This window comes from Acinetobacter sp. WCHAc060006, assembly GCF_004209135.1.
Lineage (GTDB): Bacteria > Pseudomonadota > Gammaproteobacteria > Pseudomonadales > Moraxellaceae > Acinetobacter > Acinetobacter cumulans.
Map to the genome: position 1 here is coordinate 1 of NZ_SGSS01000024.1, position 15,848 is coordinate 15,848.

The 15,848-nt window shown below is 37.3% G+C and carries 13 protein-coding genes; 12 read left to right on the forward strand and 1 reads right to left on the reverse strand.

Going from position 1 to position 15,848, the window contains the following annotated elements:
- From EXE29_RS13095 to EXE29_RS13135, 9 genes are all read left to right on the forward strand, one after another.
- Positions 1 to 212: helix-turn-helix domain-containing protein (locus tag EXE29_RS13095; RefSeq protein WP_130125663.1), on the forward strand; the 212-nt coding region annotated here is incomplete at its 5' end.
- Between the two features lie 210 nt (positions 213 to 422).
- Entirely contained in the window at positions 423 to 713 is a 291-nt protein-coding gene (locus tag EXE29_RS13100) for a hypothetical protein (RefSeq protein WP_057081899.1), read from the forward strand.
- Between the two features lie 45 nt (positions 714 to 758).
- Positions 759 to 1,379, forward strand: coding sequence for a restriction endonuclease subunit S (locus EXE29_RS13105; RefSeq protein ID WP_057104322.1), 621 nt, complete (start codon positions 759 to 761; stop codon positions 1,377 to 1,379).
- Entirely contained in the window at positions 1,379 to 2,902 is a 1,524-nt protein-coding gene (locus tag EXE29_RS13110) for a type I restriction-modification system subunit M (protein ID WP_120364880.1), read from the forward strand. The genes EXE29_RS13105 and EXE29_RS13110 overlap by 1 nt, the downstream gene beginning before the upstream one ends.
- Positions 2,892 to 4,124: a restriction endonuclease subunit S gene (locus EXE29_RS13115; RefSeq protein WP_120364881.1), complete on the forward strand. Its 1,233-nt coding sequence runs from the start codon at positions 2,892 to 2,894 to the stop codon at positions 4,122 to 4,124. The genes EXE29_RS13110 and EXE29_RS13115 overlap by 11 nt, the downstream gene beginning before the upstream one ends.
- On the forward strand, positions 4,124 to 5,062 hold the full coding sequence (locus EXE29_RS13120) for an endonuclease NucS domain-containing protein (RefSeq protein ID WP_120364882.1): 939 nt from the start codon (positions 4,124 to 4,126) through the stop codon (positions 5,060 to 5,062). The genes EXE29_RS13115 and EXE29_RS13120 overlap by 1 nt, the downstream gene beginning before the upstream one ends.
- 221 nt (positions 5,063 to 5,283) lie before the next feature.
- A complete protein-coding gene (locus EXE29_RS13125; RefSeq protein WP_079281686.1) occupies positions 5,284 to 6,219 on the forward strand; it encodes an Abi family protein in 936 nt (311 codons plus the stop codon).
- 69 nt (positions 6,220 to 6,288) lie between these two features.
- On the forward strand, positions 6,289 to 9,570 hold the full coding sequence (locus tag EXE29_RS13130; protein WP_120364883.1) for a type I restriction endonuclease subunit R: 3,282 nt from the start codon (positions 6,289 to 6,291) through the stop codon (positions 9,568 to 9,570).
- 1 nt (position 9,571) lies between these two features.
- Entirely contained in the window at positions 9,572 to 10,318 is a 747-nt protein-coding gene (locus tag EXE29_RS13135) for a M48 family metallopeptidase (protein WP_120364884.1), read from the forward strand.
- A gap of 220 nt (positions 10,319 to 10,538) precedes the next feature.
- Here EXE29_RS13135 and EXE29_RS13140 read toward each other — a convergent pair whose 3' ends face one another.
- Positions 10,539 to 10,721 (reverse strand): hypothetical protein, encoded by a 183-nt coding sequence (locus EXE29_RS13140; protein WP_057081906.1) that lies wholly within the window; start codon positions 10,719 to 10,721, stop codon positions 10,539 to 10,541.
- A gap of 310 nt (positions 10,722 to 11,031) precedes the next feature.
- Here EXE29_RS13140 and EXE29_RS13145 point away from each other — a divergent pair, with 310 nt between their 5' ends.
- The 3 genes from EXE29_RS13145 to EXE29_RS13155 all read left to right on the forward strand — a co-directional run bounded on the left by EXE29_RS13145 (position 11,032) and on the right by EXE29_RS13155 (position 15,840).
- Positions 11,032 to 11,265: a hypothetical protein gene (locus EXE29_RS13145; protein WP_057081907.1), complete on the forward strand. Its 234-nt coding sequence runs from the start codon at positions 11,032 to 11,034 to the stop codon at positions 11,263 to 11,265.
- A 293-nt stretch (positions 11,266 to 11,558) separates the two neighbouring features.
- Positions 11,559 to 13,004: a site-specific DNA-methyltransferase gene (locus tag EXE29_RS13150; protein ID WP_087528766.1), complete on the forward strand. Its 1,446-nt coding sequence runs from the start codon at positions 11,559 to 11,561 to the stop codon at positions 13,002 to 13,004.
- Entirely contained in the window at positions 12,997 to 15,840 is a 2,844-nt protein-coding gene (locus EXE29_RS13155) for a DEAD/DEAH box helicase family protein (protein WP_058952593.1), read from the forward strand. The genes EXE29_RS13150 and EXE29_RS13155 overlap by 8 nt, the downstream gene beginning before the upstream one ends.
- The last annotated feature ends 8 nt before the right edge of the window (positions 15,841 to 15,848 follow it).

Consider the following 15,848-nt stretch of genomic DNA (forward strand, 5'->3'; position numbering starts at 1 on the left):
TGTCAGAATTATCTATAAAAATTGGGAAATTAATCCGTAATAAAAGAATAGAGTTAAACATGACTCAAGAGTTCTTGGCCCTACAGTGCTCTATAGATAGGAGCTACATGGGAAGAATTGAGCGTGGGGAAGTAAATCTAACTGTCGAAAAACTATATGAGATTGCAAAAATATTGAAGATTCATCCTCAACACTTATTACCGAACTTTTAGAAAATTAATTATTTAACAAAAGGTTATAAATTAAATAAAAAACGTAGATAATCTACTGTAATTTTAATTGACATAGTACTATCAGCAACATAATATGCTATTTAGCTGGTTTGAATAGATGTTCTACTGCAAAAAATAAGGATGACAGGTGGCCGCCTGTCATCGAGTTCAAAACCATTAACACGACTAAATATTAGGAGTTCAGAACAAATGAAAGTATATCAGATCAATTATGACCTGCGTAAACAACGTAACTATGATGAGCTTTATGAAAAAATTAGGTCTCTAGGCAATTGGTGTCATCCACTGGAGTCATGTTGGTTAATTGTCTCTGAAAAAACACCATCACAAATTGCAGAGGAATTATTCAAAGTCATGGATGGTAATGATGGCTTATTAGTGACTCGCTTACAAAATGAGGCAGCTTGGTACAACCTTGATTCAAAGGGAATGAAAGATGTTACTACTTGGCTTAAAGAAAACTTAGGCAAAGCTTCTTAAATATGTGAGCCAAGGATGGCTCAATCCCTTTCTGAGTAAATATTTATGGCAAAGTTAAAGAGATTCTTAAAACTGAGCGACCTTACAGAGATTCGTACAGGCTTTACATTTCGAGAAAAGATCGAGGAAGTTGAGTCTGGCAATGCCCACGTATTGCAGATCAAAGACATTCGTAACATAGCAACGGATACATGTAGTTATACGCTTTTTGCAGATGCTTTACCGCAAATTGATTGGCAAGGTAAAGATAACGCAATCGTGTCGCCTGAGTCTGTGTTGCTGCCCTGTCGTGGAGAGTATCTCAAGGCACATTATTTTGTAGGCAATCAAGATCAATCAAAAGCATTACCCTTAATTGTGAGTAGCCAGTTTTTGATAATAATGCCAAATCAAAATGTAGTGCCTGAATACTTATGCTGGTACTTAAACCAACCTCATGTGCAATACGAGTTACGGAAAGAAAGTCAGGGCTCTAAGATGCCAATGCTTAGCGTATCTACAGTCAACCAGTTTGAAGTTGAAATCCCTAGCTTGGATATTCAGCAACGCATAATCGAATTAAACCGTATTTGGGAGCAAGAGCAGATCTTGACCCAACAATTACTTAAAAATCGTGAACAAATGATGATGGGCATGTTTAAACAACTGCTCCAAGGAAACAAATAATGGTTACTCAAATCAACCAAGATACCGTCAATAAAGCCCTTTGGTCGGCATGTGATGTATTCCGTGGCACGGTGAGTGCAGATACCTATAAAGACTATATTTTGACAATGCTGTTCTTAAAGTACATCTCTGATGTATGGCAAGACCACTACGACAATTATAAAAACGAATATGGTGATGAACCTGAACTGATTGAAGAAATGATGAAAAATGAGCGTTTTGTACTGCCTCGTGAATCTAATTTCTATACCTTGCTTGAGCATCGTTTTGAGCCCGGCAATGGTGAACGTATTGATATGGCTTTACATGCACTTGAAGAAGCCAATGGTACAAAGCTGAAAGATGTAGGCAAAAGTGTTTTCCAAGATATCTCGTTTAATACCGATAAATTGGGTGAAGAAAAGCAAAAAAATACGATTCTAAAAGATCTTTTAGAAGTATTTGCTGTGCCTGATTTAGATTTAAAACCAAGCCGTGTGGGTTCACTTGATGTGATTGGTAACGGTTATGAGTTTTTGATTAAAAACTTTGCTGCGAGTGGTGGTCAAAAGGCAGGTGAATTCTATACGCCACCTGAAGTATCGGACTTAATTGCGGAGTTACTTGATCCACAAAAAGGCGACAGCATTTGTGACCCTGCCTGTGGTTCTGGTTCACTGTTGATGAAGTGTGGTCGTAAAGTTGTAGCGAATCACGATAGCAAAGAATATGCACTTTATGGGCAAGAAGCGATTGGTTCAACTTGGTCATTAGCCAAGATGAACATGTTCTTGCATGGTGAAGATAACCACAAAATTGAGTGGGGAGATACCATTCGTAATCCAAAGTTATTGGATAAAAATGGCGACTTGATGTTATTTGATATTGTGACTGCAAACCCGCCATTCTCATTAGATAAATGGGGTTATGAGCAAGCTGAAAATGATAAGTTTGATCGTTTCCGTCGTGGTTTGCCGCCAAAGACCAAAGGTGATTATGCCTTTATCTCTCACATGATTGAGACGCTAAAACCTGTTACGGGTCGTATGGGCGTTGTGGTTCCACATGGCGTGTTATTCCGTGGCTCATCTGAAGGTAAGATTCGTGAGAAGTTGATTAACGAGAACTTATTAGATGCGGTGATTGGTTTACCTGAAAAGCTGTTCTACGGTACGGGTATTCCTGCTGCGATTTTAATTTTCAAAAAGCAAAAGTCTGATGATTCTGTTTTGTTTATTGATGCAAGCCGTGAGTTTAAGTCAGGTAAAAATCAAAACAATTTAACTGAAGAGAATATTGCCAAGATTATTGCAACCTATCGTGCTCGTGAAAGTATTGATAAGTATGCGTATTTAGCGACTTTGCAGGAAGTGAAAGACAACGATTACAACCTGAATATTCCTCGTTATGTGGATACTTTTGAAGAGGAAGAAGAGATTGATTTGGTTGCTGTACGTGCTGAGCGTGAGCAATTAAAGACTCAACTTGCTGAGCTTGAAGTTCAAATAGCAAAGTATTTAGAGGAGTTGGGTTATGGTGCCTAAAGAATGGAAAATTAAGACTATAGGTGATATTGCAACAGTATCCTCTGGAGGAACTCCAAGCAGAAAAGAACAAGCATATTGGAATGGTGATATTCCATGGGTAACAACGGCTGAAGTTCAGTTTAAAACTATTTTAGATAGTGCTGAAAAAATTACTAAAGAAGGTTTAACAAATTCTTCTGCCAAGCTATTTCCAATAAATACCATTTTAATGGCAATGTATGGGCAAGGTAAGACTAGAGGGCAAGTTGCAAAGTTAGGGATTGAAGCTTCTACGAATCAGGCTTGTGCTGCAATTATTCTATCTTCTGATTATTGCGTAGATTACTACTATCAATTTTTGATCTACCAATATGAAAACATTCGAGATATGTCGAATAGTGGTAGTCAGGAAAATTTGAGTGGATCAATTGTCAAATCAATTCCTGTACTTGTACCTCCTTATTTTGAGCAGGAAAAAATCGCCCAAATCCTTTCAACTTGGGATCAAGCAATTTCGGCTACTGAAAAACTGATTGAAAATAGCCAACAGCAGAAAAAAGCGTTAATGCAACAGTTGTTGACGGGTAAGAAGCGTTTGTTAGATGAAAATGGGGTTAATTTTAGCGAAGGGTGGAATGAGTATTCACTTGGAAATCTAGGAAATACTTTTACAGGGCTGACGGGTAAAACTAAAGATGATTTTGGAAGTGGTGTTCCATACATCACTTACATGAATATCTTCAAAAATAGTCGAATTGATATTAATCAAGTCGATTACGTGGTTGTTAAAGAAGATGAAAATCAGAACTCTGTAAGGTATGGAGATATATTTTTTACAACATCTTCCGAAACTGCTGAAGAAGTTGGTATGTCATCAGTTTTATTGGAAGAAGTAGAAAGACTATATCTTAACTCCTTTTGTTTTGGTTTTAGATTGAATAATTTTAAAGTTTTACTTCCTCAGTTTGCAGCTTATATTCTGCGCAGCAGTAATATTAGAAAGCAAATATCGATTCTTGGGCAAGGTGCAACACGTTACAACTTGTCTAAAAATCAATTAATGAAGTTAATATTAAAATTGCCAACGATTGCAGAGCAAAAAAAGATTGCCGAAATTCTAACGCTTTCAGATCAAGAAATTAAAACCTTGCAGAAAAAACTTGATTACTTAAAGCAAGAGAAAAAAGCACTCATGCAACAACTTTTGACAGGTAAAAAACGTGTCAAGGTGGCTGCCTAATGCTGCAAATCAATCCTAGCTACTACCGCATTATGGCGGGTGCAAAGTCTGTATTTGCTCAAGAGTTTCTAGAAGGCGGCTTTATTGCCGCCAACTGGAACATTGACCAAGACTTAACACATGACTTACCTGATGATTGGCGTGAGTTTAATCACCGTTTTATTCCTGTCTATCTTGAAGCCTTACCTGATAAAACCAAAATTTCAGCAGGCTTAGCCTGTGGCATGTTACACACCATCTGCAAAGGCATTAAACAGGGTGACATTATCCTTACACCTCGTGGGGATGGTCATTACTTAGTTGGTAAAGTCATTTCAGACTATTACTACGTGCCTTCTGGTGAACTAAGCCATCGTAGAAAAGTCGAATGGTTTGAACAAACTTTACCTAGAGAACTGATGTCTCAAGAGCTAAAGAACTCATCGGGATCAGTCGGTACAGTTTGTAATCTAACCAAGTATGCAGAAGAGCTTAAATCGCTCATTAATGGCAAAGAAACGGTTGAGCATCTCGAACCTGATGAAGTGGTCGAAGACCCCGCCGCTTTTGCTTTAGAAAAGCATTTAGAACATTTCTTGGTAGAGAATTGGTCTAAAACTGAGTTGGGTGCAACATACAACATCTATACCGAAGATGGTCAATTGGTTGGTCAGCAGTATCCATCGGATACTGGTCCTATCGACATTTTGGCAATCAGTAAGGATAAAAAGACCTTGCTTGTTGTGGAGCTAAAGCGTGGTCGAGCAAGTGATCGTGTTGTAGGGCAAATTCAACGCTATATGGGCTATGTCAAAGATGAGTTGGCTGAGGCGGATCAGCAAGTTAAGGGTGTCATCATCGCACTAGAAGATGACTTAAAAATTCGTCGTGCTTTGAGTGTGGCTCAGAATATTGAGTTTTATCGTTATCAGTTGAGTTTTAAGCTGCTTAAGCACTAGATTTGCTTAAAATTAAAGGGGGGGTTTTTGAAAAAGTATTTGAAATTTAATATGTTGGTGCTATTTTTTGATTTTCTTTATAAAGAAAATGTAACACCACAAATACGTATATTCTTATTGAATTTACAAAAGCATCTTGCAATTTCGGCTATGGGTAAGCATAATATGTTTAACAACACCCACAGCGCCTCTGATTTAAGCGTACCAGTGTGGGTTTTTTTATGACTAAAACTTTTTCAAAAGACCCAAAAACATACCCAGAATTATTACAAAAGTTAGAATCTGATGGTCTAAAGATTACAGATCAGACAGCTGCACTACGCCACCTTAAACAGATCAGCTATTACCGATTAAAAGGCTATGGACTGGCTTTTCGACAATATGATGAAACTGGCAAAAGGTTAAGTACATATCAGCCTAATGTTGAGTTAGTTACTTTAATTCATATGAGTATGATTGATGCTGAATTACGTAGTCTGATTTTAGCGGCAATAGACCGTATTGAAGTCGAAGTAAGAAATGTTATTAATCATGAATTATCGATTAAGTATAATAGCTCTCATTGGTTCTTAGATGAAAATTTGTTCCAAAGCTCTGATCAATTTAAACATCAAGATTTTTTGGGCAAGATTAAGCAATTTACTGCTAAAAAAGCAGATGCTGGTAGTGAAAAAGAAAAGCTCAGAGAAACTTTCATACATCATTATTATCAGGCTTATGACACACCAGAATACCCGCCATGTTGGATGATTGCTGAGGTTTTACCTTTAGGCTCATGGTCTAAGTTATATGAGCATTTGGTGCAGAGTAAAGATCGTAAACAGGTTTCAAAACAGTTTGACTTGTCACCAGAGTTATTGGAGTCATGGTTACATGCGCTGACCTACTTACGCAATGTCTGTGCGCATCAAGGGCGTTTATTTAACAGAACATTTGCCTTTCCGCCTAAACAGGGTAAAAAAGCTCCTCTAAAGACCCAGCATCAACTCTATAATTATATCTGTATTTTATTCCTGTTCTTAAAGGAGTTTAATCATGAATATGATTGGTTAGAGCGCATTGAAGCAGTATTAAAGAAATGTCCAAATGAATTATTGAAATTTTATGGTTTTGATGAAAATTGGTTAGAGAAAGATGAAGACTATTGGATGAACTAAACCAAAATTTAGGAATCTCATAAAGTTATTTAAACAAAGTACAAGATAAAGTCATTTTAGGGTGAATGCGTGAATATTTATAATCCAAGGTTTCAAGAAGAATATAGTGGAAAGATTCCTGCTCTAACCTTGTTGACTAACTTAGGATGGTCATTCTTATCCCCATCACAGGCACTCGCTGCTCGTGATGGTAAACAAGACCAAGTGGTATTACGCCAAATTTTACGTAAAGAGCTCTCTAAACGTACTTTTCCATTTGCGGGTCAAGAATATCCACTTTCAGCAAAGTCGGTAGACAACTTAATTGCTGAAATCTGTAGCCCAGCTTTGAATGAGGGGCTACTGACCGCTAACGAAAAAATGTATAACCATTTGTTCTACGGTATTCCAGTAACTGAATTTGTAAATGGAAAAAAAGTTAGCCCAACGATTCCATTGATTGATTGGCATAACATCCATAATAATGACTTTTCATATACAGAAGAATTTGCTGTAACACGTTCAGGTGGAGTAGATACACGTAGACCCGATATCATTTGCTTTGTAAATGGTATTCCTTTAGTTGTGATTGAAGCAAAACGCCCTGACAGTCAGGCAAAGAAAGGTCCAACAATTAATGAAGGTATTTCTCAGACACTTCGTAATCAGCGACCTGATGAAATTCCACATCTGTTTGCATATAGCCAACTGATACTCTCTATAAATGGGCATGAAGGTCGTTACGGCACATGTAATACCCCTGCAAAATTTTGGGCTGCATGGCGAGAAGAAGATATTTCTGATGCAGAAATGTATGCGCTTAAAAATAAGAAATTAAGTGCTTCTCAAAAACAGAGCCTATTTTCTTATCGTCCAGTTGATGACTTAAATTGGTATGAAAACCTAATTGCAGGTGGAGACTTAGCTGTTACAGGTCAAGATCAACTGCTGATTAGTCTATTAAAGCCTGAACGCCTACTTGAAATGGTTCGCCTATATACGCTTTTCGATAAGAAAGCAGGAAAAATTGTTGCTCGTTATCAGCAAATCTTTGGTATCAAACGACTTATTGAGCGTATTAGTACGAAGAACAGCAAAGGTGGTCGTGAAGGTGGTGTGATTTGGCATACAACAGGCTCAGGTAAATCTTTTACTATGGTCTTTCTCAGTAAAGCCATGATCTTACATGAAACTTTAAAAAAATGCCGTATTTTGGTTGTCACTGACCGTGTCGATTTAGAAGATCAACTGAGTAAAACCTTTGTATCAGGTGGTGAACTGGCAGGAAAAAAAGACAAGCAAAATGCCATGGCGACTTCAGGCAAACGCTTGGCTGAACAAATTGGTAAGGGTACAGAACGAATCATGTTCTCTTTGATTCAGAAGTTTAATTCTGCAACCAAGCTTCCTGAATGTGTTAACACAAGTTCAGACTTCATTGTCCTGATTGATGAAGGGCATCGAAGCCAAGGTGGTGAAAACCATGTACGTATGAAACTCGCACTGCCAAATGCGGCATTCGTGGCATTTACAGGTACACCATTGCTTAAAGATGAAAAGACCGTTAACAAGTTTGGACCTATTGTTCATGCTTATACAATGCAAAGAGCCGTAGAAGATAAAACCGTAACGCCTTTGCTATATGAAGAGCGCATTCCTGATTTAGATGTAAATGAACGTGCTATTGATACATGGTTTGAGCGCATTACAGAAGGTTTAAATGATCAGCAAAAATCAGATTTAAAACGTAAATTTGCGAGAAAAGGTCAGCTTTATACTGCTGATGACCGTATTCGCCTGATTGCGTTAGATATTGCTAATCACTTTGTGAAAAATATTGATGATGGTTTAAAAGGACAGCTTGCTTGTGACAGTAAGGCTTCAGCGATTAAGTATAAAAAGTACTTGGATGAAGCAGGCTTGTTTGAGTCTGCTGTGGTGATGAGCCCACCTGATAGTCGTGAAGGGAATACTGATGTTGATGAATCCACTACCCCTGAAGTTACGCAGTGGTGGAAAGAGAATGTCGGCACTCAGGATGAGCAAGCCTATACCAAACAAGTAATTGAGCGTTTTGAAAAAGATGATTCTCTCAAATTGCTGATTGTGGTGGATAAGCTCTTAACAGGTTTTGATGAACCTAAAAATGCTGTTCTTTATATTGATAAAAATTTAAAACAGCACAATCTGATTCAAGCAATTGCGCGTGTAAACCGACTTCATCCGATGAAAAAGTTTGGTTTATTGATTGACTATCGAGGTATTTTAAAAGAATTGGATGCCACAATTCTTGATTACCAAGATCTCGCTGCTCGTACCCAAGGTGGCTATGATATTAATGATCTTACAGGCTTGTATACGCAAATGAGCTCTGAATACAAACGTTTACCTCGTTTGTATAAAGCGCTATGGGCAATTTTTGCTGATGTCAAAAATAAAAATGATCCAGAGCAGTTGCGCCAAGTTTTAGTCCCACGCATTGAAGAGCGTGAGGGTGAGTTGGTTGATATTCACTTGAAAGTACGTGATGATTTTTATGAAGCACTTACAGAATTTGCTAGTTGTTTAAAAGTTGCATTGCAGTCAGCAACCTTCTTTGAAGATAAAAGCTTTTCTGATGCAGATCGTCAGCACTACAAAGAAACAGTCAAACTATTTACAAGCTTGCGTCAGATTGTGAAACGAGATGCTGGAGAGACTATTGACTATGATCAGTATGCTGAGCAAGTCAAAAAACTTCTTGATAAGCATGTTGTGGGTATTGAGGTAAAAGACCCTGATGGAGTCTATGAAGTCGGCAAGATGGGCAAAATGGCGCAACCCGAAGATTGGAGTGAAGAGAAAACACGTAATGAAACGGATATCATCAAAACTCGTGTAACGAAGATGATTGAACAGCAATTGCGTGATGATCCTTATGCTCAGGAGGCTTTCTCTAAACTGTTACGTCAAGTCATTGAAGAAGCAGAGAAAGAATTTGATCATCCATTGAAGCAACACATGCTGTTTAAAGAGTTTGAAGAGCAAGTTGAGGCTCGTCGTTTAGATGAAATTCCTGATGTGTTCAGTGGTAATAAGCATGCTCAAGCTTATTATGGTGTATTCAAGAAACTATTACCTGAAGCATTCTCGATAACAGATCAACAGAATCAAGATAAGTGGATTGAACTCGCTTTCGAGGTTGATCGTTCTGTCATGAGCTCTGTGGCTGAAAACTCCATCAATCCACAAAATATTGAAGCGGATATCCGTAAAAAACTATTACCTCAGATGTTCCGTGAATGTAAATCCATTGGGAGTGGTATGGATCAAGCCAAAAAAATTGTGGAAATGATCGTACAAATTACGCGGGTCGGTTTGAATGGGCTCTAGGATGAATACGCTGCCAGAGAGAAAGTTAAGCATTGCTTATGGTGATGAAGTTATTGATTTTGAAGTGCTTGAAAGTCCTAGTCGTACTCAAAAGATAGTGATTAAAGTCTATGCTGATTGTCGGGTTGTTGTATCAATACCCTTAAATACAGATGAGAAAATAATCATTGAAGCGGTAAAGCAGCGTAGTCGTTGGATCTATAAACAATTACGAGGGTTCCGTGAACAAAGCAGATTTATCACGCCTCGCCAATATAAAAGTGGTGAAAGCCACTTTTATTTGGGTAAACAGTATCAATTGAAAGTGATTCATGATGATACCAAGCCAAGAGGTGTAAAACTTCTGAGGGGAAGATTGGAGGTAAATACCTTAGATGTGGACATCGAAAGTATTAAATCTCACTTAAATGAATGGTATAGGTCCCGAGCAAAAGTCATATTCGAAGCACGTTTGCAACATATTCTAGAACAAGCTTTATGGGTTGAAAATTACCCTGATATTCGTTTGATGACCATGCGAACACAGTGGGGAAACTGCTCCCCATCAGGTTTACTTACGCTCAATCCTCATCTAGTTAAAGCGCCTACAATCTGCATTGATTATGTGATTCTGCATGAACTTTGTCATTTGGTTGAACATAATCATAGTGAGCGTTTCTACCAACTATTGAATCAAGTTATGCCTGATTGGGAGGTAGTGAAAGAGAGATTAGATAACATGGCTGTGAAGTTTTTTGATATTTTATAACAAGTTTGTTTCAGCGGTGGAAATTCGGTAAGGGGGAACTCTTCCATATAATTTATAAACTGATTAAGGTATGTGGCATAAGTGAGCTTAAATTTAAAATATTGTAATTACAAAACAGCAACTTATACATAAAATATCAATGAATGGCTTTTCAGGAAGTTTGTGCAATGTAAGCCTATCGTAAGCTATAAAAAGGGAAATTTAATATCTCCCTTATAGATTACAAATATGAAAGCTGTATTTGAGATGCAAAAAAAAGCTTTTGCTCTAATTCCTCATTCCACAGTCCTTCATCTTCCATACCTTGTTTTATATTTTTGAATATATCATCAGATAAGGTAACAGTAGATGATATAGCTGAATATTGAGCTTGAGGTAAGCATTCATTCAATAAACCTTTCATAGTATTGATCAGTTTATTTCGCCAAATAGTTGTTCGTTTTGATTTATATTGCTCAAATTGATCTTCGGCAACGGAAAGAAGTTCTTGTATTTTTTCACCAATATCAAAACGAACTTGTACCCACGAATTTCACTTGCTAATGGTGAATTTTTTACAAACTCATACAGGGCGTGTTATGTAATTATTTGAAGTTAATTGCTAGTCATGGTTTATTGCCGGCATATATAATGAAATATTAATTAATTGCTTATGTTATCGTAGGGTTGGGTTGATATGCCTATTTTATGAGCGAATTAAAAGAAGGACGGCAATGATCGATGAAGACTATTTCAAATACAGAGAAGCCAATTTATTAGCTCAATGGGATAAAAAACTTGCCACGGTACTAAAAATTCAAGAACTTGAGGCAGAACTCAAAGAATTTAGCTATATCCAAACATGTCGCAAAGATAAAAATACAGCAAGCTATGCACGTTTAGAACGTAGTATAGAAGGGTTTAGAAACCGCATAGCCCGCTTAAAAAAACAACTTTATACGACCTAATCATCATTTTTAACAAAGCAGTGTTAGTACACTAAAATGATTGAATAGCTTAGGTCAATCACTGAACTTTAGTCAGATGTTTAGATGTTCTCACCTCGAATCACTTGCTAGTATCTCGAGAGAAAATTCTATTTGTATTTATTACTGTTTTTAGAAAACTATCAGTGTAAATTTACGGTCAAAATAGCCATAGATCTTTTATTAATTTAACGTAATATTCTGTTTATGTAATTTTAATATTTATATTTATTTATAAAACAATAAATTATTTAATTTTTATTAAATATAGGTATATATATCCATACAATACTGAGAACGATGGATTCAAATATAACGACACATTTACACATTCTTCTTGGTTATTATTTATTAAAAATCGCTTGGAAGTCGTAAAGGATTTGCTCAAAGAAGATGGCCTGGTTTTCATTCAATGTGATGACAATGAACAAGCATATCTAAAAGTTTTAGCAGATGAAGTCTTTGGTCGTGAAAACTACTTAAACCAAGTTTCAGTAAAAATGAAACAAACGTCTGGTGCTTCTGGTGGTGGCGAAGACAAGCGCCTGAAGAAAAATATCGAATATATTTTGATTTACACCAAAAATATGAATAGTGAGAATGGTTTTAAAAAGTTCAACGATTTCTATGACGAAGTAGAATTGTTTGAATATCTAGAAACCATGAAGCAGCTTAAAAAGAGCTGGAAGTATACGCGTATCTTAAAAAGCGTTGGTACCAAAGAGCACATTAAGACATTAACAGATGGTTCAGGTGAGCCGATTGAGGTTTATACGCATAAAGGTGTGGTTCTAGAGCCGATCAAAAAGGTGATGGAAGAAGAAAACCTGACTGAAGCTGAATGCTATCTGAAGTACTTTGATAAGATTATGCGCGACACGAATGCTCAAAGCTCAATTAGAACACGCGTGATGGAAGGTGTAACCGGGGATCATGAGCTATTAAGCATTGAATATGTGCCTAGATCTGGAAAAAACAAAAATAAGGTAACGACTGTCTATTACAAGGGTGCCAAGTGCGATCAAATTGCTTGGTTGAGTGATATTGCGGTCAAAAGAGGGAAATATATCTTCAAGCTTGAAAAAGCTGGCACCTTTTGGGATGGCTTTCCGCTGAACAATTTAACAAAAGAGGGTGGTGTATTGTTCCCGAATGGGAAAAAACCAGAACTACTTTTACAGCGTATTATTGAGATCGCCACGGATGAAGGAGATCTTGTGCTCGACTTTTTCTCAGGTTCGGGTACTACGGCTGCTGTGGCGCATAAATTGGGTCGCAAATGGATTGCGATTGAGCAGATGGACTATATTGATGAAATCACCAAAACACGCTTAAAACGCGTAATAAACGGTGAGGACGGCGGTATCTCTAAACTTGTAAATTGGAATGGTGGCGGTTCATTTGTTTATTTTGAACTGAAGCGCTATAACCAGGCCTATCAAGATGGAATCTTGGCTGCAACAAGTAAAGGTGAGCTGGACAGTATTTATAATGAAATGGCTCAGAATGCCTTTTTAAAGTTTTGGTTTGATAAAAAAGACTTTGAGCGTGAGGAATCATTTAGGGCTTTATCACTAGACGATCGTAAAGTGCTTTTATTGCAAGTTTTGGATGAAAACCAGCTATATCTAAACCATGCAGATATGTTGGATTCAAAATTCAAAGTCACTCAGGAAGAGATTGCGCTCACTGATAAGTTTTATGGTGCACCTAATGTCTAGATTAAGCCCAACATTGGTAAAAGATACCTTAAAAGACTTCCTATATTATCGTATTGAAAACGACAGTGAATACATTGAGTGGGCTAAAAACTTTACTATCCCTCGCTATATCACTGATAACTTGTCGCGTACTTTAAGGGGGTATCAAGAAGAGGCTGTAAAGCATTTTATCTGGATCTATGATCAAGATCCGACTAAAGCCAAACACTTACTTTTCAATATGTCAACTGGTGCCGGTAAAACGCTCACCATGGCTGCTGTTATTCTCTTTTTATATGAGAAAGGCTACCGTAATTTCATATTTATGGTCCATCAATTGCAGATTATTGAACAGGCCTATATGAACTTTATTGATCCGCAATTTGAAAAGTATCTTTTCAATAAGAACGGCGTGAAAATCAATGGACGTTCTATTCCTGTTAAAGAAATCAAACTCTTTCCAGATTCACAAGGCAACGCTATTAACTTTATGTTTTTAAGTACGGCGTTCCTCTACAACAAACTTGTGAATGAGGTAGAAAATGGTTTGTCTGCAGAAGATTTCTTGAATAATAAAATTGTTCTGATTGCAGATGAAGCGCATCGACTTAACGTGAATACACGTAAGAAGATAAAAGAAGATGATGAAGCGATTACCAATTGGGAAACTTCGGTCAATACTGCAATCAAGGCACGGCCAGATAATCTTTTGCTGGAGTTTACTGCTACTGTTGACTTGGGCAATAGTGCCATCCATAGGAAGTATCAGGACAAATTAGTCTATAAATACGATTTCTTGAGATTCAATAAGGAAGGTTACAGTAAAGCGGTTTGCTTCCTTTACAACACTGAAACTCAGATCGCCGATCAAAAACGCTTATTGGTGATTAATGCCGTTGTATTGAGTGAATACAGACGTTTATTCGCTGAGCGTGATATGCAAGTCACGATCAACCCAATTATATTGGTGAAATCAACCAACATTAAACAAAGCAAGCTAGACCGTGAATTTTTCCATAAGGTGATTAATTCACTTAAGCCACAAGATTTAGATTATCTGAAAAAGCTAAGTGAAACCAATCAGACTAATTTGCAAGACGCTGAAGATAGCTTTCGTTTCTTGCGTCAAATGTTTGCTTGGATTGCCTCTCCGAAGTCTGGTCTATCCACGATCAGCGATAGAGATGGTTTAAAATCATTTATTTCTGAAATTAAAATTCGTTTTTCTTCAGATAACACGTTTGTTTACAACTCAACGGATAAAACCAATTCAACTTTGTTGCCGATTTTAGATGATCCTAAAAACTATAATCGGGTGATATTTTCAGTTGATGCACTCACAGAAGGTTGGGATGTTTTAAGTCTCTATGACATCATTCACTTTGATATTTCTGCAGCGAAAAAAGTATCGCTGCAAGATATTCAGTTGATTGGCCGTGGTGCTCGTTTATGCCCATATAAACTGCATAAATCATATCGTTTGAATAATGATAACCTTGACTTGTTTGATAAAGAACATGGCTATGAGTTTGACCAGTACAAACGTAAGTTTGACAATGCGATTGATGAATACGGGCGTGTACTTGAAACGTTCATGTACCACTTTGTTAAGACTGGCACGTTTTACGACAACTTAAAGTTAGAGCTTCTAGGTGAAGGGATTATTAATAAATCCACTGAAAAGCACACAATCACGCTTAAATCTGACTTTATGAACAGTGAGACATATAAGAAAGGTTTTGTCTTAGTCAATCAGCAAGAATTTAGAAATAAAACGACTGATTCTGAGATTGATACGACTTTTAAGCGTGAAATCAAAGCCAGTGCATACCAATTGCATGCTGGTAGCTTGACCGACAAGCAACAGAATCAGATCCAAGCTGAAGTTAACCATAAAACCATCGATCTGACTGAAGAATACTTTAGCCGACCGGTCTTGAAAAAGGCGCTCGTTGCGACTGAAGGGAACTTTTTTAGATTTAACTATCTAAGAGAGCATATCGTTGGGTTAGATAGTATGGATGAATTAATCGATAACTACCTACCGCTTTATCAGATCCGCTATTCATATACTGAAGATAAGGATATTCACGATCTGACCATTGATGAAAAATATCAGCTACTTTTGGGCATAATTTTACCTGAGGTACGTAAGGCTATTGATCGTCATATGCCACGTATCACGGGTAGTAAAACCTTTAAACCTAAATCGCTGTCTACTGTTTTTCAGCAAGAGAAAAACATTTACTTGGTTGCTTTCCCTGTTGAAAATCCTGATACGGGTGAAATCACTGTCAATGCTCCAGACGAACGTGCGATCGCACAATCGTTGCACCCAAATGAACAACTGAAGTTTAATGTTGAGGGTGCCGATTGGTATGCTTATAGTGAAAACTACGGTACGAGTGAAGAGAAGCTATTCGTAAAATTCATTTCGACTCAAATTGATGCCCTTAAACGTCAATATAAAGATGCTGAAATTTACTTAATACGTAATGAGCTAGACTACTGGTTATTTAGTCCTATTGATGGCCGTAGATTCAGTCCAGACTATATGTTGATCGTGAATGATACGGTGAACCAAGAGATGTACTATCAATGTTTGATTGAGCCTAAAGGCGGTCATTTGTTGGTGAATGACGAGTGGAAGGAAGAAGTACTGATCAGCTTGAGTGACGAGAGTTCTGTAATTTTTGATCCAGATGAAGAGGATGACGAAGGTTATAAGAGCTTCTTAAAAGAGGTGGAGAGTATGGGCTATAAAGAGATTAAGTGTTTAGGCTTCAAGTTCTTTAATAGCGATCCTCGTGGTGAAACTGATTTTGCATTGGATTTTAGGGCAACATTGCCACACTAATCTTGAAA

What these genes read in the sequence shown, in the direction of transcription:
- EXE29_RS13155 (WP_058952593.1), top strand. Translation starts at nt 12,997, where the DNA reads ATGTCTAGATTAAGCCCAACATTGGTAAAAGATACCTTAAAAGACTTC.
- EXE29_RS13140 (WP_057081906.1), bottom strand. Translation starts at nt 10,721, where the DNA reads ATGAAAGGTTTATTGAATGAATGCTTACCTCAAGCTCAATATTCAGCT.
- EXE29_RS13125 (WP_079281686.1), top strand. Translation starts at nt 5,284, where the DNA reads ATGACTAAAACTTTTTCAAAAGACCCAAAAACATACCCAGAATTATTA.
- EXE29_RS13145 (WP_057081907.1), top strand. Translation starts at nt 11,032, where the DNA reads ATGATCGATGAAGACTATTTCAAATACAGAGAAGCCAATTTATTAGCT.
- EXE29_RS13115 (WP_120364881.1), top strand. Translation starts at nt 2,892, where the DNA reads ATGGTGCCTAAAGAATGGAAAATTAAGACTATAGGTGATATTGCAACA.
- EXE29_RS13135 (WP_120364884.1), top strand. Translation starts at nt 9,572, where the DNA reads ATGAATACGCTGCCAGAGAGAAAGTTAAGCATTGCTTATGGTGATGAA.
- EXE29_RS13100 (WP_057081899.1), top strand. Translation starts at nt 423, where the DNA reads ATGAAAGTATATCAGATCAATTATGACCTGCGTAAACAACGTAACTAT.
- EXE29_RS13120 (WP_120364882.1), top strand. Translation starts at nt 4,124, where the DNA reads ATGCTGCAAATCAATCCTAGCTACTACCGCATTATGGCGGGTGCAAAG.
- EXE29_RS13105 (WP_057104322.1), top strand. Translation starts at nt 759, where the DNA reads ATGGCAAAGTTAAAGAGATTCTTAAAACTGAGCGACCTTACAGAGATT.
- EXE29_RS13110 (WP_120364880.1), top strand. Translation starts at nt 1,379, where the DNA reads ATGGTTACTCAAATCAACCAAGATACCGTCAATAAAGCCCTTTGGTCG.